The organism is Bacillus sp. PDNC022 (assembly GCF_016919285.1).
Lineage (GTDB): Bacteria > Bacillota > Bacilli > Bacillales > Bacillaceae > Bacillus > Bacillus safensis.
Genome location: NZ_CP070345.1, coordinates 1835095 through 1856154, shown reverse-complemented (window position 1 = coordinate 1856154; position 21060 = coordinate 1835095). Strand labels below are relative to the sequence as shown.

The following is a 21060-nucleotide window of genomic DNA, read 5'->3' as shown; positions in this document are numbered from 1 at the left end:
CAAAAAACAAAGCAAGGTGACTTGCAGGAAAATTTAGAAAGCGGCTAGCTTGAAAAGGAGAGACAAACATGTTTTCAGTATTTGCGAAATTAGGCTGGTTCTTTAAACAAGAGTGGAGGCGTTATACGATCGCTATTACGCTTCTGCTCATTGTGAATGTGCTTGAAATGCTTCCGCCAAGATACCTTGGCCAGGCAGTGGATGACATTCGTTCTGGTCAATTTACAACATCAAGTATTTTGTTTTATGTGACCATTTTTTGCTTACTAGGTGTCGTCGTCTATACACTTACATATTTTTGGATGTATCAGTTATTTGGCGGCGCAAATGTCATGGAGCGTGTGATGCGCGGGAAACTGATGCGCCACTTGCTTAAGATGACGCCTACCTTTTATGAAAAGAAAAAAACCGGTAACTTAATGGCATTAGGTACAAACGATTTGAATGCTGTGGCATTAACGACAGGTTTTGGCGTTCTGACCTTGGTTGATTCCACTGCTTATATGCTGATGATCTTCTTTACGATGGGGCTGACGATTAGCTGGAAATTAACCTTAATGGCGATTATCCCTATGCCGCTGATGGCGCTCTTGATTGCATTCTATGGCAGCAAAATCCATGATCGCTTTACAGTCGCTCAAGATGCATTTGGTGATATGAATGATCGCGTGCTTGAATCAGTGGCAGGCGTGCGGGTCATTCGCTCTTTTGTGCAGGAGAAACAAGATGTCGAACGCTTTCGCGACATGACAGATGATGTATTCCAAAAAAATATGCGAGTGGCGACCATTGATTCATTATTTGAACCGACAGTGAAATTACTTGTAGGAATCAGCTACTTAATCGGAATCGGCTACGGAGCCTATCTCGTGTTCCAAAGTGATTTAACCATTGGGGAGCTTGTTGCATTTAACGTCTATCTTGGCATGATGATCTGGCCAATGTTTGCGATCGGTGAATTGATTAATATTATGCAAAGAGGAAATGCGTCGTTAGACCGGTTGAATCATACACTCAGCTATAAGCCAGACGTAGCAGATGCTGCTCAGCCAAAAACGTTACAAGAGCCTGGAGATATTGAGTTTGATCATGTGACATTCAGGTATCCAACTTCACCTAAAGATAATCTCATTGATGTGTCCTTTACTGTTCGAAAAGGGCAGACGATTGGGATTACAGGCAAAACGGGAAGCGGTAAAACGACCATTGTCAAACAGCTTCTGCGCCAGTATCCAGCAGGTGATGGGCAAATCCTGCTATCAGGTGTTCCGATTCAAAACATTGAATTAGATCAGTTATTTCAATGGATCGGATACGTACCGCAGGATCATATACTTTTCTCAAAAAGCGTGGAACAGAATATGCGCTTTGGTCATCGGGACGCGAAACAAGATGAGTTAGCCCAAGCAATCAAAGATGCTTACTTTGAAAAGGATTTACGCCTGCTGCCAGAGGGGCTGGAAACCATGGTGGGAGAAAAAGGTGTGGCGCTGTCAGGCGGACAAAAACAGCGAATATCCATCGCACGTGCTTTATTAATTGATCCAGACATTTTAATTCTGGATGACTCATTATCTGCGGTAGATGCAAAAACAGAAACCGCTATTTTAGAGAATCTAAGACAAAACCGTCATGGCAAAACGACGTTTATTACGACTCATCGCCTATCAGCTGTTGAACATGCGGATCTCATTCTTGTCATGGAAGAAGGACGCATTGTCCAAAAGGGCACCCACAACGAACTCATCCAGCAGGATGGGTGGTACAAAGAACAATTTTTGCGTCAGCAACTGACAAATCAGCTGGAAGGAGGGGATGAGGCATGACAACAGGAAGAAGACTCCTTGCCTACGCACTCCTATATAAGAAAGTACTGTCTGTTGCCTTAATCTTTCTAATGATTGCAGTTGGTGCTGAGCTGACAGGGCCGTTTATTGGGAAGAAAATGATTGATGATCATATTTTGGGTGTAGAAAAACCGTATGTCGAGGTCAATGAAAAGACAGACAAAACCGTTTATTACCAGGGAAATAACTATATACGAAGCGATCGATTAAACAATGGAATGGATTCTGGAAAGCAAATCAATGTGGTCCAAGTCGGATTCGGCTACTATTTTGTGAATGAGCCGATTCGTTTTGATGGAAACAGAAAGATATCCGGAGATCAGCTCACCATTGAAAATGGGAACGAGCGTGAGACCTATGAGGTACAGCGTTTATCAAAAGAGGAGATTTTTGCTTTTTATCAGCCAGAAATCAGTGGCTTGGTGCAGCTTGTGCTATTTTATCTAGGACTGCTCATCATTGCGATTTTCTTTCAGTATGGGCAGCATTATTTGCTCCAGAGGATTGCAAATCGAATTATTCAAAAAATGAGGGTAGACGTATTTGAGCACATCCAAACGCTGCCGATCCGATATTTTGATAATTTACCGGCTGGAAAGGTTGTTGCGAGGATCACCAATGACACGGAAACCATTCGTGACCTATATGTAACAGTCCTTGCTAATTTCGTGACGAGTGCCATTTACATGATTGGGATTTACATTGCCATGTTTTTATTAAATGTGAAGCTGGCACTCATTTGTTTGGTCGCTGTACCGATTATTTTCCTATGGTCGATGACTTATAGAAAGTTTGCAGCAGTGTACAATCACCGCATTCGTTCGATCATCAGTGAAATCAATGCCAAGCTAAATGAAGCCATTCAAGGGATGACAATCATTCAAGCGTTTCGTCATGAAAAAGCGACGCAAGAGGAATTTGATGAGCTGAACAACAATCATTTTCGATATCAGCGAAAGATGCTGCATTTAAATTCACTTCTTTCACATAACTTAGTTAACTTGCTGCGAAATTTAGCATATGTGGCACTTATTTGGTATTTTGGCGGTGCGTCGTTAAGTGCGACAGGCATTGTGTCCATTGGTGTGCTCTATGCATTTGTCGATTATTTAAATCGATTGTTCCAGCCGATTACAGGCATTGTGAATCAGTTCTCTAGGTTGGAATTAGCAAGGGTTTCATCGGAAAGGGTTTTCCGATTATTAGATGAACCAGGAACAGAAGTGGAAGAACCTGTTCAGAAGAAGCTGGAGGGACACGTCCAGTTCAAAGATGTCACCTTTGCTTATAATGAAGGGAAAAATGTCTTAAAGAACATTACGTTTGAAGCAAAGAAAGGTCAAACGGTTGCACTTGTGGGGCATACTGGTTCTGGGAAAAGCTCGATCATGAACTTGCTGCTGCGTTTTTATGACATTCAGCAAGGAGACATTCTCATAGATGGTGAAAGCATTTATGATCAGTCGCGTCAAACGCTGCGTAAACAAATGGGCATTGTGCTGCAAGATCCGTATTTATTTTCTGGAACGATTGCTTCCAATGTCAGCTTAGGAAATGAAGACATCAAAAGAGAAACCATTGAATCCTCATTAAAGCAAGTAGGAGCCGCAGAGTTATTGAAGCATCTGCCAGAAGGCTTTGATGAACCAGTCGTTGAAAAGGGAAGCACGCTTTCCTCAGGGGAACGTCAGTTGATTTCATTTGCGCGCGCATTGGCGTACGATCCAGCGATTTTAATTTTAGATGAAGCCACCGCGAACATTGATACAGAAACAGAAGCGATCATTCAGCGGGCGCTTGATGTAGTCAAAGAAGGACGAACGACTTTTGTGATTGCTCATCGATTATCTACTATTAAAAAAGCCGATATGATCTTGGTGTTAGAAAAAGGTGAAATCGTCGAGCGTGGCAGTCATGAACAACTCATGCAGCAAGAAGGGCTTTATGCGCAAATGTACGAACTGCAAAAAGGTGCTGTTGCAAACAGCTGATGAATAGCAGAAAAAAGAGCCTCTTCAAAAATGAATGAGGCTCTTTTCATTTGCATGAGAAAAAGTCGAGGATTCAGTCCTCGACCTTTTACTGGTTATATTGTTTGGACAGGCTGCATCATCAATAAGCGATGCCGACGCGTTGATGCACAAATTCCTTCGAATTTAACTGCTGATATAAAAAGTGTGCGGTATCTTCAACTGAAATTTTCTTTCCATCTATAGGGAGAAAATCTTTCTCATAGCGATATGACCGTGTCACTTCTCCATCTGGTAAATAGGTTGGACAAATAATGGTCCAATCTAGATCAGTCGATTGAAGGATTTCAAACGCTTTCGCATGCTCTTTAGCTGCTCGGGAAGTGGTCCGCTTTGATTCATTTGTTTCAAAACGGTAAAGCTCCGGCTGCTGCCTTGCTTTTAAAATACCTGCTGTACCAATTGTAATAATTCTTGATGTATTTGTTTGCTTCATGGCTTGTACGATATGCTCCATTGAAACAGATAATGTATCATCACCATCTGTTGATAGACAGCTTACAACAATATCTGCTCCTTTGATTGTCTCAAGCACATCTTCACGATTTCTTGAATTGCCGGTGACTTGAAACATACCCGCAAGCATTTCTTCTCGGTTTGTCCGAATCAATGAACGAACCATGTAACGATCATCTACTTGAACGAAACGAAGAAATGCTTGTCCTACACGTCCATGAGCACCGAAAAGAGCTATTTTCATCTGTTCGATCCCTCCACTACATACTATAAGTGAAAAGAACCCAAAATGGTACAACTTTTATGTGATGCTTTTTTTATAAAGGTGAAAGGACCGAATACTATGAGCATATTCACATAATAAAGAGATACCGACAAATTGTAGAAGTTCAAAGTTCATACCTGAAATAATGTCCATGAAGATCCGCTCCTTTCTACTACATGATATGAGATGGAAAGGAGTTTGGTGAGGAATCAAAACAAAAAAAGAAGACACCATAAGAGGTGCCTTCGATGATCCAGATATGAAATTAAGCTTTTGTTCCGCCAAGGTTTTGTTGAGCGTAAGACACAAGACGTTTTGTGATTTCTCCACCAACTGAACCGTTAGCACGAGCTGTAGTTTCTGCTCCAAGGTTTACACCAAATTCAGAAGCGATTTCGTATTTCATTTGATCGATTGCCTGCTCTGCTCCAGGAACTAGTAATTGGTTTGAACTATTAGAATTTGCCATGATGTGATTCTCCTTTTTGTATATGATTTATTTTTTGGTTGGGTTTGCTGGAATCGCACCAGCGAAATGATCAAGTCATTTGCCACTTGGCGAAACCCAATGCAGTAACTGCTTTGTACTAAGTATTATGGTTATTTCCGAAAAAAACATACGAGAAAAGAACATGGTAAATGTTGTGTTAACATACAAAAAACCATCACCCAATAATGAGTGATGGCGCTGCTTATATATCTTTTTATTCAGCTGAGCGGATGCGCAGCTCCGTATCTGAATCAAAGAAATGGGCTTTGTTCATATTAATCGCAAGAGGGATAGACTGTCCGGCCTGTACATCGGTACGAGAATCAACACGTGCAATAAACGATTGATCATCGATAGAAGAATAAAGCATCGTTTCTGCTCCCATTAATTCAGCTACTTCTACGTTAGCATTAATTTTTGTGCCTTCAGACGCCTCTATAAATACTGGTTCATCGTGAAAATCTTCTGGTCTGATGCCTAGTATGACATCTTTTCCAATATAGCCTTGGCTACGTAATACTTTCATTTTTCCTTCTGGTACACGAATATGCGTTTTTCCAACCGCAATGGTACCGTCAGAGAGCTTTCCTGTAAAAAAGTTCATCGCAGGTGAGCCGATAAATCCACCTACAAACACATTCTCTGGGTTTTCATATACATCTTTCGGCGCTCCAACTTGCTGAATAAATCCATCTTTCATAACAACAAGGCGGGTTGCCATTGTCATGGCTTCAGTCTGATCATGTGTCACATAGATAAATGTCGTTTGAAGACGCTGATGAAGTTTAGAAATTTCAGCACGCATCTGAACACGGAGTTTTGCATCTAAATTAGAAAGCGGCTCATCCAAAAGAAACACCTTTGCATCACGTACAATCGCTCTGCCAAGTGCAACACGCTGCCTTTGACCGCCAGACAGTGCTTTTGGTTTCCTGTCTAAATATTGCTCAAGCCCTAATATTTTAGCGGCATTTCGAACCCGCTCATCAATTTCTGCTTTCGGAAACTTCCGAAGCTTTAATCCAAAAGCCATATTATCGTACACATTCATATGAGGGTATAATGCATAGTTTTGGAAAACCATTGCGATATCCCGATCTTTCGGTGCTACATCATTCATCCGTTTTCCATCTAACAGAAAGTCTCCTTGTGAAATTTCTTCTAGACCTGCAATCATGCGAAGGGTTGTTGATTTTCCGCAGCCTGATGGACCAACAAACACAATAAATTCTTTATCTTCTATATGTAGATTAAAGTTGTCTACTGCTGTTACCTTGTTATCGTACACTTTATAAATTTGATTCAGCATCATCTCAGCCATTTGATGTCAGCCTCCCAGTCCCTCTTTTTTTGAAAGCGCTTTACTAGTAAATAAAGTGTATAAAATGGGGAAGAGTCTGTAAATGGACAACGTGCACAACATCCTATTTTTATTTTTGGGCATGATGCTCATGCTTTCGTTCTTTATGAAAGATCGAGTAGAGTCATCATTAAATAAGCAGCTGATGCTTCTGAAAAATGTCGTATATCTAGCCCAGTGCGCTCAATAAATTTATCAATTCGATATTGAAGACTGTTTCTGTGAACATATAACGCTTTTGCTGCCTGGGATGCGTTTAAGTTACATTGCATATAGGTCATGAGAGTGCGGTAAACATCCCGGTCAAAGACCGCTTCTTTAAAAGCATCTGAAATAGCATGAGAGAGGGCGGATGCATCATAACAAATGAATGATGGCAGACATTGATAAAATGTGGCAACCCCTGACCTAAACTTGTCTCGCTTCATATGGTGCAAAAAGAGCTGTTGTTCATTTAATAATCTCATCTGTAAATGGTCATTTGGCAAATGCATCTGCCCTTGTATAAAGACTGAGTCTGTTAAAAAATCACTTGTAATGGCTAGAGACAAATCATTTAACTGATCTAATTGAATATTTTCTGATGTAGCGTCTGGTTGAATCAGCATAGCTGTTTCAGAGCCTGTCCATATGAAATGAGTATGTTCGAGGCTGTTATTCACAGCCTCTTTTATTTGCTGTCTTTGTTCTTCTTGATGGATCATCTGAAAATAATAAACACGGACGGGATGTTGGACAGTTAGTGGTTTGTTTTCAAAAAGATAGCTGAACCATTTTTGTTCATCCTCGGTCTGCGCTTTTTGAATTAGATCAATTGGTGTAAGAAAAGAATTGAGAAGAAGTGTTTCTCTTGCTGTAAGCTCCGATTTGTCTACTCCAAATATTTCGCCTTCGTCTGTTTGATACCAAAGAATTTGTTTGTCATGAGTAGGTGAGCTGATGATATGGTCTCCGTAAACAAGCTTTAATTTTTCTAACATGGCGGGGCTCCTTAAACAGTTTAATCATAGACATGGAATAGCATTAATTCGTGGATTTCTTCTTTTAAGGTTGGTTCAACTTCATGGGGCGGAAGCTGAGATCCCCATTCAATGTCACCTGTTTTGTGGTAGATGCCTTCATAGTGCGAACCATTGTGAAAAAAGGATATTTTCCAGCCTGGCAATTGTGCTTTCTTAAAAAGGGGTTTCCATTGAAAATGAGAAATCATATCATCATTGCCTCCTTGCTTTTATTGATGAAACAATAAACAAACACGACAACACGGAAACAACCTTGAACTTGATATTATTGTATCTCATCTCATGAAAAGAGCATAGAAAAAGCATAAATTTAAGAGCACTGACATGTGACAAAAAAGCGTCAGTAGACGTTGGCGTGATTTGAAGTGGTGAGTACTGTTTCTGAAAGGTAAGATGCGTAATCCATGATTCTTTTCCCGATCAACCATTCTGATTTTTTCAAAGAGACATGCTGGAAAATCTCTCGACCAGGGCGAGAATTGGCTTCGAACATCCAAATTGCACCTGCTTGATCAATGCCTAAGTCAAAACCGATTTCACCAATATGCCCGGTCATTTTTTCATCTATCACCTGGCTAAGCGTGATGGCAGTATGAGAAAGCTGCTGTAAAATCTGCAAACGTTTCTTTTCTTCTGGAAAGACAGCATAAAGTGTTTTCACCGTTCCCCCATGTAAATGGTGAGTCGTGATGGTGTGATCTCCAGCAACTTTTGCTGCGGCTGCTGTAACTGTCCAATCACCATCTTTATTTTTATTCGTATGAACTCTGAAATCCATCGGTTGATTGTCTATTTGAAGAAGCTCAATGCCTTGTTGTGCAATAAAATCATGAATTGCATGATCCTTTCGCAGCCTTTGAACAAACTGATCTATTGAATCATATGGAATAGCCCTTCCAAAATTTGAGTGCACAGTGATTCCGTGGTTTTCCTTCTTTAACTGATAAATTCCGTCTCCATGACTTCCGTTTGTCGGTTTTAAGTATATAACTTGATGCAGATGGAGGAGTGTTTCAATTTTACTAAGAGCGTCCACGGGATCTAATTGTACAGAATGTGGGAGAAAGGACCATGTTTTTTCATCTGTTAATAGCTGTTCATGAATCTCCCATTTGTTAAAAAAGTAAGGGTTGAACCAAGGGATATCATAGTCTTGGGTGAGTTTTCTCTTCGTTTCTTGAATGAGTGCTGACTGAGCAGCCTTTCTATTTGGAAGCCGGTCATAAATGACTGAAGGCAGGGGAAGCTGTTTTTTAACCCATGAATCTTGCTGATACACCAATCCTTCTACAATTCCTTTTTCCCAATCAATAGAATGTGACCCAAAAAGATAGGCAAAACCAGCATGCTGCCTGAAAGAATGCAGCAGTTTGATGAAAAATTCTGATCTCGTTCCTAATGGCTGAGTGCTTTGCTCAAAACCTGCAGTGAAAATGCCTATCAACGGCCCTATAAAAAGTGTATGGTCAATGATGATCACTTCAGCTTTTGATTGATAAGGAATCAGTACATCTCTGTATAGATCTTCAGATAATAAAATTTTATTTGAATGCTGATGATAGGAAATGTTGAAGCCATCTACTAAACGGGATCCTAGAGCAAGAGAATGGATGGCATCTTTCTGTTTATAATGGATGGGTAGATGGATTGTTTTTTTACTTGTGAGGTGTGGGGCGATGATGCAGCGATTTTTGTTCATAAGAACCCTCCTTCGGTTGAGACTTCATCGATTGCGCATGTTCAAGAATGGTACGAATCAATTGATGTTCCTTTTCAGGATAAGCTTTTAAAAAAGCGGACCGCCCTGGCTTTGATCTGATATTTGATATGAATAGTCTGCCTTCACTTGTATGAAGTAAGTCTACTGCGAATTCAAAGCAAGGAGAGTAGGTTTTATCTATATAAGCTGGGATTGATGCTTGAATGGATGCAATATCATCTAAAAGGAGCTCCTTGATGGGTGGCTGCAATGTATTTAGATAGTGTTCAAAGCCTATCACAGGACTTGATATTTGTGTATTACGTAAAAGACTATTTTCTGCAGGTGATTTTGTGTGAATCCCCATGCGTTTCCATTGATTTTGTGAATCTTTCATAAGAAAAATCCTGATTTCATTGAATAAAAGTTCTTTTTGATTATTCGTGTTGAAAAATTGAAGGAAGTACCGGCCTGTATATTTTTTGCACCAGCGCTCCATCTCTGACGCACGAGAAAATGTAATGGTTTGGTTGGAACTTAGCTGAACGGTGAATGTTGATATGCCATCAAAGGAAATGAAGTAAGTAGATGCTGCATGCTGCTGGGAAAGAGGCTGCATTTTACAAAAACCGCCAGCCCCGCTCTCCCTTACCATATTGATCAGGTCTGAGGGCTCTTTTAATAACGAGCAGCCAGGTAAATATGGCTGTAAAGAAGAGAGAAGACGGAGCTCCTCAAATAGCACCATTTTATTTGAAATGCCGGTATTCAAAAAATCCGTTTTTGGATACTTTTTTAGCCATTCCATGATGGGTTTTGCTTTTTTAGATTGTGCGTCATGCCGGTAAAGACATCGGTCGTAAATCAAGTCGGGGATCGGAAATTGTGCGTCGGCAAACCCTTGGCCATTCGTATATGTTTGGCCTTTTATCAAATTTGAAGCCGGCTTTAAATCAAATGGTGTAAAACGAACAACCTTTAAACGATAAGAAGGGGCAGCTTTAGCGAGCTCACGTGTAAATGCCTCTTCATACTGCGGAGAAAGGGTCACAATACCTAATGTTGTCATTAAAAAACACCTTCTTTTCAACTTCTTTTTTTACCATCACAAAAACATTTTTTTATGATTTTACATAAAGCTTGCGCTCCTTTATCATTACGACAGATCGCTTGATCATATGTCTCGCTGCATGCTTCATTTGCTTGGGAACTTGACAACCACTATAATACGTATAGATCAAAACAATAAACTTCGGGTGTTGTTTGAAAGGTAGATGACGACTTTGAATATATTCACAACGTTTATCTTTATGATTGTTATTGGCGCAGTCATAGGAGCAGCGACAAACCATCTTGCAATTAAAATGCTTTTTCGGCCTTATAAGCCATATTACTTATTCGGAAAACAGCTTCCATTTACACCAGGGCTTATCCCTAAAAGAAGAGACGAAGTAGCCAAGCAGGTTGGTGTCATGGTTATGGAGCATTTGCTCACGCCAGAAGGTATTCAAAAGCGATTTGAATCATCGGAGGCAAAGCAGGAGTTCCTGCGTACAGTCCATCGATATATTGACAAAGGCGCACATATGGAGATTACCGTATTCACCCTGCTAGAAAAATTCGGCGTTCCACAGGCTGACGTCAAAGCAGATAGATGGCTCCATCAGTGGTCTGATCAGAAACTCAGTTCACTGCTTGAAACATATAATCAGCAAACTTTATCTGAATTGCTCCCGGTAGAAGTGGAAACCAAAATATCATCAAAAATTCCAGATGCAGCAGATTATATTTTAAAGAGAGGCATTCATTATTTTGAAAGTGATGAAGGCAAAGCAAGGCTCGGCAATATGATTGATGATTTCTTGAAAGAACGGGGAATGCTTGGCAGTATGGTTCAAATGTTTTTAGGGAATTCAAGCTTAATTGATCGTGTACATCCCGAAATCATCAAGTTCTTAAGAAACGCAGAAACAAAAAGATTTTTATCAGATTTACTTGTTCAAGAATGGGACAAGGTGAAGCTATTTTCTCTTCATGAGCTTGATGAAAAATGGAATGTGAAGGAACTTATTTTTAGTGTGAAAAATCAATTACTTTCTCATTTTTCTACAAAGCTGATATTAGACAAACCAGTTGGAGCATATGTCAGTGCTGTAGCGGATGACCTTAAAACACATTTTGCGCCAGTGTTGATTGATAAGGGGGTCGAAGCGGCTTCAAATGCTTTAGAGGGTCTGCTTGCAAAGCTGCAATTTGAAGATATCATTCGTGAACAAATTGAACTTTTTCCGCTTGAAAAAATGGAAGAGCTTGTAGTCAGCATCTCGAATAAGGAGCTGAAGATGATTACATTTCTAGGCGGTCTTTTAGGCGGGATGATTGGTGCTGTCCAGGCTGTTTTTGTGACGCTATTCTAAGTCAAGCTGGAGAAATTTTGATGAATTCATTGTATATATGTGAAACGAAAGCCATAGTTTGTTATAGTGGAGTGGTGTCCGCCGATCATATCGGTGATAACGGATAGAAAGGAGACATAACATGTCTGTAAATCTTTATGATGTTGCATATGACCTTGAAAAAGCATTGCGTCATAGCGAAGAATATTCAACTTTAAGAAATCTTTATGATGAGGTAAACGCGGATGAGTCCTCTAAAAGAATGTTTGAGAACTTCCGTGACATTCAAGTAAACCTTCAACAAAAACAAATGACTGGTCAAGAGATCACACAAGAAGAAGTGGAGCAAGCTCAAAAAACAGTTGCTCTTGTTCAGCAGCACGACAAAATCTCTCAGTTGATGGAAGCAGAACAACGTGTGAGTGTACTTATCGGTGAATTAAATAAAATTATCATGAAGCCACTTGAAGAGCTTTATGGGAATCCAGAAGAAAACTAATTGAAAGGGCGATGTTATTCGCCCTTTTTTGTATTATCTTTCTCCTGAATATCTTTTAAAAAAAGGTTGTCGAAGCTCATAAATTCTGCGATAATACTTATATTGAAAGTGCTTTCAAAAAGGCGCTCTCAAGGGACAATTGGGTGCGTTTCACTTGGGATTTATGGCGGTGAGCCAAACGAGAGAGAAGCGCTTCTGGGAGAAACGCAAAGCATCATAAGGGGATCTGATATAAGCAATGCTTTGGTGTGTAAAAGATAAGGGGATCATGGGGAGCTTCATCACTCCATTGTAACGCATCCAAACCATACATAAAAAAAAGCCTAGGGGTAGGCTTTTTTTATTTATCAATTATTCATAACTTGGGGCTCTTTCAACTGCATGTTCTAAAGCACCAAGCCAGGGCATATCCTCATCGTAAGTACAGTCATCAAGAAGGGGGATGCCTCAGTGTCAAAAAAACTACTTGCACTCAATATAGATGGGACGTTACTTCGTTCCAATGGTAAAATCCATTCCGCTACAAAAGAAGCTGTGGAATATGTTAAGAAAAAAGGGGTTTATGTGACAATTGTCACCAACCGGCATTTTCGTTCCGCTCAAAAAATTGCCAAGGCGTTGAAGATTCCAACATCAACCCTTGTGACGCATAGTGGTGCATTTATCGCCGATAAACTCGATGAGCCGCTTCATGTGAAGAAATTAACGGAAGAAAAGACATTTAATCTTGTGCAAATCCTTGAAAGCTTCGATTGTAATGTCCGCTTGCTGCATGAAAAATTCTCGATCGGCAACCGGAAGAAAACGCAGTCTCAGCTGATGGGCAAGACGTTAATTCATCCGTCTGATCCAATTTTCTATCCCGTTCAATTTGTTGAATCGTTAAGTGATATGCTGATGGATGAACCGGTCAGTACACCAGTGATTGAAGTATATTCGACCGCGGAGCTTCAGCCTGAGATTCACAGGACCATTCAACAAGCATTTCCATCTGTTGACCTTATTAGGATCAGTGATGAGAAAATGAATATTGTATGCAAAGGGGTTTCGAAAGAAGCGGGACTTTCTCTTTTAACCTCTGCACTCGGTTTTACTTTAGAAGATACGGTCGTCATTGGTCATGGAACAGATGACATTCCAATGCTTGAATTGGCTGGTTTAGGTGTTGCTATGGGCAATGCCTCCAATGATGTCAAGCGTAAAGCCGATTGGGTGACGCGCTCGCATGATGAACAGGGTGTGGCTTATATGATCAAGGAATACTTTAGAATGCAGCAAAGAGAAGGATTTTTACATCAATTCGATATTAAGAGATAATACAGTGAAGGCCTTGTCAATCAAGAAATGACAGGGCCTTCGTCTTGTTCCCTTCATTGCTTTTCCTACATGAATTTTGTAAAATGAAACAAGTTTGAAGATAAAGGTGATATGATGCGAATTTTAATTAAAGGGCTGTCAGATGAACGATTTCATCGCCCGCTTGTCAATATAGCCAATTTATTTGAAGAAGATAGTGAAGTGATGTTTGATCCAGGTGAATTGGATGATGGTTTGGTCATGGAAGTTAGTTGGAAAGAAGAAAATGGAATGGTGGAAGCATCTGGTCATATCGATGGATCAGACATCACCAGTCGTTTTTCGCGGGATGTCCCAGAGAGCTTGAACGATAAGGAGCGCTGGAAGCAAATCAAAAACACAGTGCTGTCTGTTTATTTACACTTGCTTCAGGAGCACACAGGAATGACACAAAAGTGGGGGATTCTCACAGGAATACGTCCTACGAAATTGCTTCATAAGATGCTGAGAGAAGGCATGTCAAAGGAAGATGCACATGCTGCGTTAAAGCGTGATTACTTGATTCATGATGAAAAAATCAATTTGATGCAGGAGATTGTCGATCGTCAGCTTAAAGCCATTCCAGATCTGTATGACCTTCAGCAGGAAGTGAGTATTTATATTGGCATTCCTTTCTGCCCCACAAAATGTGCTTATTGCACGTTCCCTGCTTACGCCATTAAAGGACAAGCTGGTAGAGTGGGAACGTTTTTGTTTGGTCTGCATTATGAAATGCAAAAAATGGGCGCATGGTTAAAAGAACACGGGATCAAAGTGACGACCGTTTACTTTGGCGGAGGCACGCCAACGAGCATCACAGCGGAAGAAATGGATTTGCTGTATGAAGAAATGTATCGCTCGTTCCCTGATGTGAAGCATATACGGGAAGTGACTGTCGAAGCAGGTCGTCCTGATACGATTTCACCTGATAAGCTAGAGGTGCTAAACCGCTACAATATTGACCGGATTAGCATTAACCCGCAATCGTATGAGAATGAAACACTAAAGGCTATTGGCCGGCATCATAGTGTGGAAGAAACGATTGAAAAGTATCACTTATCAAGACAGTACGGCATGAATAATATCAATATGGATTTAATCATTGGATTGCCGGGAGAAGGGCTCAAAGAATTTCAACACTCCTTGCAGCAGACTGAAGAGCTCAAGCCTGAATCTTTGACTGTGCATACACTCTCCTTTAAAAGAGCATCTGAGATGACGCGCAATAAGGAGAAATACCAAGTAGCAGACCGAGAAGAAATCACACGTATGATGGATGAAGCGGTCACTTGGACGAAAGCACATCAATATCACCCGTATTATTTATATAGACAAAAAAATATTTTGGGAAATCTCGAAAATGTCGGGTATTCATTAGATGGACAGGAAAGCTTGTATAATATCATTATCATGGAAGAAGTACAGACAATCATTGGCATTGGGTGCGGTGCAGCAAGTAAATTCATTGATCCACGGTCAGGAAAAATTACGCAGTATGCCAATCCAAAAGATCCAAAATCGTATAATGACCGGTATGAACACTATACAGAAGAGAAAATTCAATTCCTTGAATCATTATTTGTTTCTCACGTTTAAACACTGCGATGACGCAGTGTTTTTTTCATTTGTAAAAGGGTATATAAGTGATAAAAAGTTAAAGCAGGTGTACATATGATAGATGTGATCGGAATTGGGATTGGGCCCGCCAATTTAGGGTTGGCCGCTTTGTTAGAGGAGTATGAGGATGTCTCATGCTGTTTTTTTGAACAAGAGTCTGAGTTTGCTTGGCATCCTGGTATGCTGATCAAAGGAACGGATTTGCAAGTTTCCTTTTTAGCAGACCTTGTCACAATGGCGAATCCAAGGAGCAGGTATACATTTTTAAATTATTTACATGAATCAAATAGACTTCACCGGTTCTATACATTTGAGCAGTTTGATATCCCGCGGAGAGAATTTAATGAGTATTTATCATGGGTGGCAGGAGAATTAGACAGCTGTCAGTTTGGGATGAAGGTAGAAGAAGTGACGGACTGCCAAGACGGCTACCTTGTGAAAGTCAGACGGCTGAACGATGGATCGCTTTCTGAGTATCGTGCAAAGCATGTCGTGTTAGGCACAGGAAGCAAACCAATGACTCCAGTCGATGTGCCTGAAGCAGCATACCCATATGTGACCCATAGCAGCCGTTATTTAGATCAGCAGAAAGCACTTCACGAAGCTGAGTCGGTGGCGGTAATCGGCTCAGGGCAGAGTGCAGCTGAAATTTTCTTAGATCTGCTTCAGCATCAAAAGAAAGGACAGCAGCTTTCATGGTTTACGCGTTCTAGTGAATTTAGAGAGCTGGAGACGGCAGAACTTGGCCAAGAACTTTTCACACCAAAGTATGTCGAGTATTTTCATTCGCTTCCTTATGAAGAACGTATGAACACATTGCCTAGGCTGACTGGATTAAGAAATGGCATTGATGCATCAACGCTTTCGCGCATTTATCAGGAGTTGTATCATCGCTCCGTTTCAGGTGAGGAGCCATCTGTGCTCATTCAGCCAATGACCGAGCTTGAAGCGATTCAAATAGGAGAGCATCAGCCTTTGGTGCTGCACCTCAGACAGTGGCAGCTGAAGAAAGAAAAAAGCATAACTGTAGATCATGCTGTATTAGCTACAGGGTACAGACCGAATATTCCTGAATGGTTTAGCGCATATGAATCTTTGATTGAATGGGAAAGTGATGAACATTTTAGAGTGACAGACGATTTCAGACTTGTGTTCAAAGACAAGCGCTCAAATCATTTCTTTACATTCACGAATCTTAATCATTCTCACGGAACAGCGGCGACCAATTTAAAACTATCGATTAACCGCAACCAGAAAGTGATTCAAACCATTCGCGGGGGCGAGGAAGCGCCAGTCAAACAAGAAACAGCATTTCAGCAATTTGAATAAGACATAAAAAGGGCCCAAGCATAGGGCCCTTTTTCATTAGATCGTCGTTTCTTTTTTTACTTTTGGTTTATCAGGTTTCCATTTGAAGATTTTGTTTAGGATTTGATAGATTTTCTTAGATTCTTTCGTTACGAGCGGTCCTAAGATCGCAAGGATTAAGACATACAATGCAGCAAAGGGCTTCAAAGTAGCGGCAAGCCCGCCCGCAATGCCAAGCTCGGCAACAATGATTGAAAACTCTCCTCTCGATACGATGGTTAATCCAATATTAGAAGAGGCTTTATGAGAAAATCCAGCTCTCCGTCCAGCAAACATTCCTGCAGTGAAGTTTCCAATTAAGGTAAGAATCACAGCGCCGATTGCAAGCCAGAAGGCATCACCTAATGTAAATGGATCGATACTGAGACCAAAGCTGAAAAAGAACATCGCTCCAAAGAAATCTCTAAACGGAACCACGAGATGCTCGATGCGGTCAGAGTGCTCTGTTTCTGAGAAAACAAGACCAAGTAAGAGAGCCCCAATAGCCTCTGCTACATGAATCGTTTCTGAGAAACCAGCGACAAAGAACAAAGCCGCAAAAATCACAATGATGAACACTTCGTTCGAACGGATATCAAACAACTTGTTTAATAGTTTTGGCAGCTTCCGCGCAATGATAAAGAAAAGCATCATATAACCAAAAGCGATTAAAATTGATAATAAGGCACCGCCAACAGTAGTAGCATCTCCAAGAACAAGACCTGATACGACGGATAAATAAACGGCAAGGAAAATATCCTCAAACATAATAATCCCTAGAATTAACTCTGTTTCAGGATTCGCCGTCCGTTTCAAATCGACAAGGACTTTGGCCACAATGGCGCTGGATGAAATGGTGATCACCCCTGCCATAATGAGAATCTCAAGGAATCCAAACCCTGTGATAAAACCGTAGAGCAATCCTAAGCTGAAGTTGATCAAAATATAAATAGATCCGCCGACTGCAATGGATTTACCCGATTTAATGAGCTTTCCGACAGAGAACTCAAGTCCAAGATAGAAAAGAAGGAACAGGACGCCCATTCTGCCAAAAAACGAAATAATCTCTGTGCTTTCGATAAATTTCAAATCAATGATCCCGATGGTTGGAGCATGCGGCCCAACAATCATTCCGAGGACAATGAGAAAAGGGATGATAGAAAATTTAATTTTATTGGCGATTAAGCTGGCGATGGCGATAAGAATAAGCGCCGTCCCAACTTCAAAGACTAAATGATCCATTCATCACTCTCCCCCTCTAGAAAGAAAATCACGTACCAATCGCTTCAAGTGTTTTCTTTCGCCTGAAATGACCATCGTATCATTTGCTTGAATAATCGAATCGGCACCAGGGTTGAGTAATTTTTCATTTGTATGCTTAATGATCGCAATCACGGTCACTTCATAATTTTGTCTCACATCTAAATCACCGAGTGTATGTCCAACCGCTTTTGCACCTTTTTCCACCTTAAACCATTCAATAATCAAGTCATTGAAGGCCATTTCAATGGTTTCTAATGCCTGAGGTTTATACACCATACCGCCGATAATAGCAGCGATTTGCCGGGATTCAGCATCATCGAGAGAAATGGTAGACAGCACTTCATCTGGATCATCATCGTCAAAACGATAAATTTCCCGTCTGCCATCATCATGAATCACAATCGTCATCTTTTCTCTATTTCTCGTTTCAATTTCAAATTTCTTTCCGATCCCAGGAAGATCATTCTCTTTAATGTTCATTTTATCCCTCCGAATTTGATAGGTTGTGTTTTTCATATAGTCATACGGATGAAATAAAATGAATCAGTAGAGGTAATTAGATTGATACATAACGGGGATTGCACACTTCATTTCCAAAAAACATAGATCAATGGATAATGCAGCTGATGGGGCAGGCTTTAACAGAAAAGCTTTAGAATCCGCCATTGATAATCTGTCCTTCAACAGAATGGATGAGGCATGTTTTTTTGAAAATGATGGTGTCTTCACAGCATTGATTTCTTCATCATAGATGGATGGAGAAATAAGACTAGGTGTGCTCGCTTCTGCCTGTGAAGCAAAAACGACATTTGAAAAAGGAGAAAACATGACGATGAAGCTAACCAATATCATGATGGAACATCTGATCAATCATCCTCCTCCTTTCAAATTTATTTTCTTTCTTTTTTTACTATATAAAAATATATTTCTTGTTTCAATCATTATGCTTATTTTAGTATCAATTGATCTTGAAATTTTTTATTTAGAGAAAAAGGTTTTACTTGATGGAAATGGAAGTAAGTTATGAGCTTTTAAAGAAAAGGGGGATGGATGATGACATATATCAATTGTCAGTTAGACGGGGATGTTTTTGAAATCGTTTTCAATAGGCCTGAAGCTTATAATTCGTTTCATGTGGACATGTTTACTGAATTCAAAGAAGCATGTGATGCAGCGGAGGAAAGCAGCGCAAAAGTCGTTGTCATCAAGGGAGCGGGAAAAGGATTTTCAGCAGGCGGAGATATTGGGATGATGCTCAAGCAGGAAAGTGAAGAAGATTTTCATCGTGTGATGGATTTGATCGAGGGAATTACACTTTCTCTAGCTGGTATGAAAAAAGTGACGATTGCGCTTGTCCACGGGTCAGCAGCAGGCCTCGCTTTTAGCTTTGCCCTAAGCTGTGACTACTTGTTTATGCATCAGGATGCAAAACTCGCCATGAATTTTAATGGAGTAGGATTAATACCAGATGGCGGGGGGCATTTTTTCCTCACAAAAAGAGTCAGTGAGCAAACCGCTAAACAATTGATTTGGAGCGGACAAAAGCTGCCAGCTGAAGAAGCGTTAAAGCTGCGCCTTGCAGACGGGGTGTTTCAGGATGAGGTCGATACGTACCAAAAAGTGTGTGTGAAGCCGTTTATGAACATGCCGCTTCAAGCCTTTATCGAAACAAAGATGATCTATTTCCAGCAGTCAGAATCAAAGCTCTTATCAGTTCTTCAAAAAGAGAGAGCAGCACAGGCAAGACTGAGAAAAAGTCATGATCACAAGGAAGGTATACAGGCCTTTTTAGAAAAAAGACGACCAGTCTTTCAAAAAGCATAAATGAACATGAGGCCGGCAAAAGCCGGCTTTTTTAACGTTCAAATAAAAGCAGCTTGCCTGCTTGATCAACGAGTCGATGAGAATGCTTTGTGTATTGCTGTTCCATTAAGCGATGACGTCCTAATTCCTTTGCTTTCTCGTCACTATCCGCTGTGATTTTTTCATTTAATAAAGTCTCACCCGACCGGTCAAATACGGTTAAAAAGTATGTCTTCTCCATGCCTCATCTTCCTTTCCTCTCTTTTTTAATGTAATTAAACATGGAATAAGTCAAAACCTCTTTTTTAGCCCTTAAAAATGTGTTTTTTAGAATGAGAGTGATAGAACGTGCATTCGTAAAAATGGCATGATAAAATATGGACAATGACAGTATCGGACAAGGAGATAGACGTTTGACTAAGCTCACCTTTATTCATGCCGCAGATTTACATTTAGACAGCCCATTTGCATTAATGTCGACTATACCTAGTTCCATATTTAAGCGGCTCAAAGAAAGTACATTTCAAAGTGCTGAGAACATCTTTGATCTCGCCGTTGCGCGGGCAGTAGACTTTGTGCTGCTGAGCGGAGATTTATTTGATGAATCCAATCGCAGCTTGAAAGCACAGCTGTTTTTAAGAAACCAGTTTGTAAGACTGCAAACACACGGGATTGAAGTCTTTATTATTTATGGGAATCATGATCATTTAGGCGGTGAATGGACACCGATTGAGTGGCCCGAGAATGTACATGTCTTTACGAGCAGTACACCAAGTGAGCTCTCCTATTATCGAGGGGATCAGCTTATCGCGAGTATTTATGGGTTTAGCTACAAAGAGCGGGCTGTCTATGAAAATATGACATCTCATTATGTCAAAATGACAGATGCTGCCTATCACATTGCGATGCTTCACGGCACATTAGCCGGACAAGAAGGACATGATGCATATGCCCCATTTCAGCTTCAGCAGCTTATAGCGCGGGATTTCGATTATTGGGCGCTCGGACATATACATAAAAGAGCCCTTCTGCATGAAGACCCATATATTATTTACCCTGGTAATGTCCAGGGCAGACATATAAAAGAAACGGGAGAAAAAGGCTGTTACTTGATTCAACTCTCCGAAGATTCACGGGCAGCGGATTTTATTAGCTGTGCAGATATCATCTTTGAGAAACTGGCAATAGACATCACAGAAACGGCTCATATGACGGACCTTGTCACACTTGTGGAAAGCAAAATCAATGAACTGAAAGAGGACGGCATTCCTCATTTTGTGAGAATTGAATTGACTGGTGATGCGCCTTCTTACCTTGAGCATACGCAGCTTGAGGCCCTCGAGGAGCTGATGACTGTTTTTCATGAGCAAGAGGAAGATGAAGATGTGTTTGTTTGGGTGATGTCAATTGACTGCCGAACAAACGAAGAAGTGATCTATCCAGAAGATTCCTTTTTGAAGGAACTAACGGCAGAAATTGCTCAGTTTGAGTCATATGAAGAGCTGCTTTCCCCGATCAAGCGTCACCCAACCTACAGGAAGTCAGGAAAAGCGCTCACACAAGAGGATGAATTGGATATAAAAGAAGAAGCACAAAGGCTGCTGACGGAACAGCTGAAACAATTATGAGAA

The 21060-nt window shown here is 40.6% G+C and carries 20 protein-coding genes; 9 read left to right on the top strand and 11 right to left on the bottom strand.

The genetic code is table 11. From position 1 onward, the window contains the following. Positions 1-68: 68 nt before the first annotated feature. A complete protein-coding gene (gene bmrC / locus JVX94_RS09670) occupies positions 69-1826 on the top strand; it encodes a multidrug ABC transporter ATP-binding protein BmrC (protein ID WP_205185438.1) in 1758 nt (585 codons plus the stop codon). After that, positions 1823-3838, top strand: coding sequence for an ABC transporter ATP-binding protein (locus JVX94_RS09665; protein WP_095408099.1), 2016 nt, complete (start codon positions 1823-1825; stop codon positions 3836-3838). The genes bmrC and JVX94_RS09665 overlap by 4 nt, the downstream gene beginning before the upstream one ends. Positions 3839-3959: 121 nt before the next feature. Here JVX94_RS09665 and JVX94_RS09660 read toward each other — a convergent pair whose 3' ends face one another. The 7 genes from JVX94_RS09660 to JVX94_RS09630 form a co-directional block, all read right to left on the bottom strand. Further along, the gene (locus tag JVX94_RS09660; protein WP_047202890.1) at positions 3960-4577 is read right to left on the bottom strand and encodes an NAD(P)-dependent oxidoreductase; all 618 of its coding nucleotides are present in this window, start codon (positions 4575-4577) and stop codon (positions 3960-3962) included. 286 nt (positions 4578-4863) lie between these two features. Then, a complete protein-coding gene (locus JVX94_RS09655; RefSeq protein ID WP_039177528.1) occupies positions 4864-5067 on the bottom strand; it encodes an alpha/beta-type small acid-soluble spore protein in 204 nt (67 codons plus the stop codon). Between the two features lie 235 nt (positions 5068-5302). Next, the gene (locus JVX94_RS09650) at positions 5303-6409 is read right to left on the bottom strand and encodes an ABC transporter ATP-binding protein (RefSeq protein ID WP_095408101.1); all 1107 of its coding nucleotides are present in this window, start codon (positions 6407-6409) and stop codon (positions 5303-5305) included. 143 nt (positions 6410-6552) lie between these two features. Further along, positions 6553-7428, bottom strand: a complete 876-nt coding sequence (locus JVX94_RS09645) for a helix-turn-helix domain-containing protein (protein ID WP_205185435.1) — start codon at positions 7426-7428, stop codon at positions 6553-6555. Between the two features lie 20 nt (positions 7429-7448). Next, on the bottom strand, positions 7449-7658 hold the full coding sequence (locus JVX94_RS09640) for a YheE family protein (protein ID WP_008348933.1): 210 nt from the start codon (positions 7656-7658) through the stop codon (positions 7449-7451). A 152-nt stretch (positions 7659-7810) separates the two neighbouring features. Then, a complete protein-coding gene (locus tag JVX94_RS09635; protein ID WP_205185432.1) occupies positions 7811-9169 on the bottom strand; it encodes a YheC/YheD family endospore coat-associated protein in 1359 nt (452 codons plus the stop codon). Beyond that, positions 9126-10238, bottom strand: coding sequence for a YheC/YheD family protein (locus JVX94_RS09630; protein ID WP_205185429.1), 1113 nt, complete (start codon positions 10236-10238; stop codon positions 9126-9128). The genes JVX94_RS09635 and JVX94_RS09630 overlap by 44 nt, the downstream gene beginning before the upstream one ends. A 214-nt stretch (positions 10239-10452) precedes the next feature. Between JVX94_RS09630 and JVX94_RS09625 the strand changes: the two genes are divergently transcribed. The 5 genes from JVX94_RS09625 to JVX94_RS09605 all read left to right on the top strand — a co-directional run bounded on the left by JVX94_RS09625 (position 10453) and on the right by JVX94_RS09605 (position 16345). Beyond that, positions 10453-11586 (top strand): DUF445 domain-containing protein, encoded by a 1134-nt coding sequence (locus tag JVX94_RS09625; RefSeq protein WP_205185426.1) that lies wholly within the window; start codon positions 10453-10455, stop codon positions 11584-11586. A 121-nt stretch (positions 11587-11707) separates the two neighbouring features. Beyond that, on the top strand, positions 11708-12064 hold the full coding sequence (locus JVX94_RS09620; protein WP_024425750.1) for a YlbF/YmcA family competence regulator: 357 nt from the start codon (positions 11708-11710) through the stop codon (positions 12062-12064). Between the two features lie 450 nt (positions 12065-12514). Further along, the gene (locus tag JVX94_RS09615; RefSeq protein WP_024426575.1) at positions 12515-13381 is read left to right on the top strand and encodes a Cof-type HAD-IIB family hydrolase; all 867 of its coding nucleotides are present in this window, start codon (positions 12515-12517) and stop codon (positions 13379-13381) included. A gap of 114 nt (positions 13382-13495) precedes the next feature. Next, positions 13496-14995, top strand: a complete 1500-nt coding sequence (locus tag JVX94_RS09610) for a coproporphyrinogen III oxidase (protein WP_203129957.1) — start codon at positions 13496-13498, stop codon at positions 14993-14995. Positions 14996-15070: 75 nt separating this feature from the next. Next, positions 15071-16345 carry a lysine N(6)-hydroxylase/L-ornithine N(5)-oxygenase family protein gene (locus JVX94_RS09605; protein ID WP_205185424.1) on the top strand — a complete coding sequence of 425 codons (1275 nt, stop codon included), beginning with the start codon at positions 15071-15073 and terminating at the stop codon, positions 16343-16345. A gap of 36 nt (positions 16346-16381) precedes the next feature. Here the strand turns inward: JVX94_RS09605 and JVX94_RS09600 are convergent, their stop codons facing one another. The 3 genes from JVX94_RS09600 to JVX94_RS09590 form a co-directional block, all read right to left on the bottom strand. Further along, positions 16382-17605: a cation:proton antiporter gene (locus JVX94_RS09600; RefSeq protein ID WP_144470055.1), complete on the bottom strand. Its 1224-nt coding sequence runs from the start codon at positions 17603-17605 to the stop codon at positions 16382-16384. 3 nt (positions 17606-17608) lie between these two features. Beyond that, a complete protein-coding gene (locus JVX94_RS09595) occupies positions 17609-18106 on the bottom strand; it encodes a cation:proton antiporter regulatory subunit (protein ID WP_024425442.1) in 498 nt (165 codons plus the stop codon). A 63-nt stretch (positions 18107-18169) separates the two neighbouring features. Next, complete coding sequence (locus JVX94_RS09590) at positions 18170-18496, bottom strand: potassium:proton antiporter (RefSeq protein WP_238409470.1); 327 nt, start codon at positions 18494-18496, stop codon at positions 18170-18172. A 180-nt stretch (positions 18497-18676) separates the two neighbouring features. Here JVX94_RS09590 and JVX94_RS09585 point away from each other — a divergent pair, with 180 nt between their 5' ends. After that, entirely contained in the window at positions 18677-19450 is a 774-nt protein-coding gene (locus JVX94_RS09585; RefSeq protein WP_111290231.1) for an enoyl-CoA hydratase, read from the top strand. 31 nt (positions 19451-19481) lie between these two features. On the opposite strand, the gene JVX94_RS09580 is transcribed toward JVX94_RS09585, so the two are convergent. Further along, positions 19482-19670, bottom strand: a complete 189-nt coding sequence (locus tag JVX94_RS09580; protein ID WP_041117003.1) for a YhzD family protein — start codon at positions 19668-19670, stop codon at positions 19482-19484. Positions 19671-19842: 172 nt separating this feature from the next. On the opposite strand from JVX94_RS09580, the gene JVX94_RS09575 reads away from it, so the two are divergent. Further along, on the top strand, positions 19843-21057 hold the full coding sequence (locus tag JVX94_RS09575) for a metallophosphoesterase family protein (protein ID WP_205185422.1): 1215 nt from the start codon (positions 19843-19845) through the stop codon (positions 21055-21057). Positions 21058-21060: the final 3 nt, after the last annotated feature.